The sequence below is a fragment of the Clostridia bacterium genome (assembly GCA_028698525.1).
In the GTDB taxonomy this organism is placed as follows: domain Bacteria; phylum Bacillota; class Clostridia; order JAQVDB01; family JAQVDB01; genus JAQVDB01.
Genome location: JAQVDB010000093.1, coordinates 3,837 through 5,605, shown reverse-complemented (window position 1 = coordinate 5,605; position 1,769 = coordinate 3,837). Strand labels below are relative to the sequence as shown.

2 protein-coding genes are annotated in these 1,769 nt (G+C 40.3%); both read left to right on the top strand.

Annotation, left to right across the window (positions count from 1 at the left end; translation table 11 throughout):
- Positions 1-827 (top strand): ABC transporter permease (locus tag PHP06_10350; GenBank protein ID MDD3840941.1); only part of this gene is annotated, 827 nt, incomplete at its 5' end.
- 76 nt (positions 828-903) lie between these two features.
- On the top strand, positions 904-1,769 hold an 866-nt coding region (locus PHP06_10345; protein MDD3840940.1), incomplete at its 3' end, for a substrate-binding domain-containing protein.

Sequence of the window (1,769 nt, the reverse complement as noted above, 5' to 3'; positions counted from 1 at the left end):
TAGGTTTTATGGCTATTGGTGTTACTTTCGTTATCATCACAGGAGGTATAGATCTTTCATTAGGTACTGTGTTGATATGTTCTGCATTGATAGGTGGCGTGGCTCATAATAACTGGGGCTTATCAATGGGATTGTCGTTAATTATTTGTGTGGTTGTAGGAGCATTGTTTGGACTTTTGAATGGGACCTTGGTTGCTAAATTTAAATTGCCGCCTTTTGTTGCTACTTTGGGTAGCATGATGATAGCACAGGGTGTAGGTGCTATAGTATCAAAAGTTATGACCATTCGATATCCCAATATTACCAGTCCGGATGGATGGTTTAAACATGTATTTTATAAAACCAGCGGCGGATTTCCGATAGGTATAGTTTGGTTGGCACTGGCTTTTATAATTGCGTATATAATTTTGAATAAAACAAAAACTGGTCGCTACGCTTTTGCGATAGGTTCTAATGAGGAAGCAGCTAGATTATCCGGTGTAGATGTAGTTAAATGGAAGACCATTGTATATGTTATCTCCGGATTGTTCAGTGGTTTAGCCGGTGTTATGTATGCAGCAGCATACACTTCAATTGTTCCGGCAACAGGAAATGGATTTGAATTGCTGGCTATCGCAGGAGTTGTTATAGGTGGAACATCACTAGCAGGTGGTGTAGGTAGTTTAACAGGTACAATAATCGGTGTTTATATAATGAGTATTTTAAAGCAGGGCCTGATGTCAATGAATCTTCAGGCGCATTACCAGACGCTTTTTACAGGTATCGTAGTAATTATAGCAGTTATGCTTGATATCTACAGAAGCAAAAAAGCAGGTGAGCTTAAATAAGGCTTTAAAACAAGTTTATTATCAGCGTATCAATGCGCTGAAAAATAAAATCAAAATAAAAGGAGGAAAACATTTCATGAAGAAATTTTTGGCTATTTTATTGTCAGTAATGCTACTAGCTACGCTTTTAGTAGGATGTGGCGGAGCTGATGAGGGGACTGATGCAGAAGCTCCGGAACAGGCTGAAGAAGGTGCTGACCAAGAGGCCGAAGCTCCAGCAGATGACGGAGAAAAACCTTATATAGCTATAGTTTCAAAGGGTTTTCAACATCAATTCTGGCAAGTAGTTTTAAAGGGTGCAGAAGATGCAGCAAAAGAGTTTAATGTTGATATCACATTTGAAGGACCACCATCTGAATCAGACATAAGCGAACAGGTGGATATGTTAAATAACGCTTTAGCTAAGAAACCCGATGCTGTTTGTCTTGCTGCATTGGACACAGAATCCGTTATGTCACAGCTAGAAGAAACTAAAGAAAAAGGAATACCCGTTATAGGATTTGACTCGGGGGTTCCGGATGCACCTGAAGGTTCTATCGTTTCAACAGCTTCTACCAACAACTATGAGGCTGGGAAGCTTGCAGCAGAGGAAATGTTCAATCACCCTGATTTCAATGAAAAGGTTAAAGCTGCAACAGCTGATAATCCTGTAGCTATAGCAGTTCAGTCACAGGATGCTACATCTGCATCGATACTGGATCGTACAAATGGTTTTATAGATGGTATGAAAGAAAAGTGTGAAGAATTATTCCCAGGCGGTGTAGAAGTTACAGGGCATGATGTATTTGCAGAGGCCGCTTCAGATGATGTAGTTGTTTCATTGAAAGTTACAGTACCTCCATCTACAAGCTACACAGATGCGCAGGCAGCAGCTCAGACAATGCTGTCCAACACGGAAAACCTTATCGGCTATTATATGTCAAATGAGGCTTCTGTAACAGG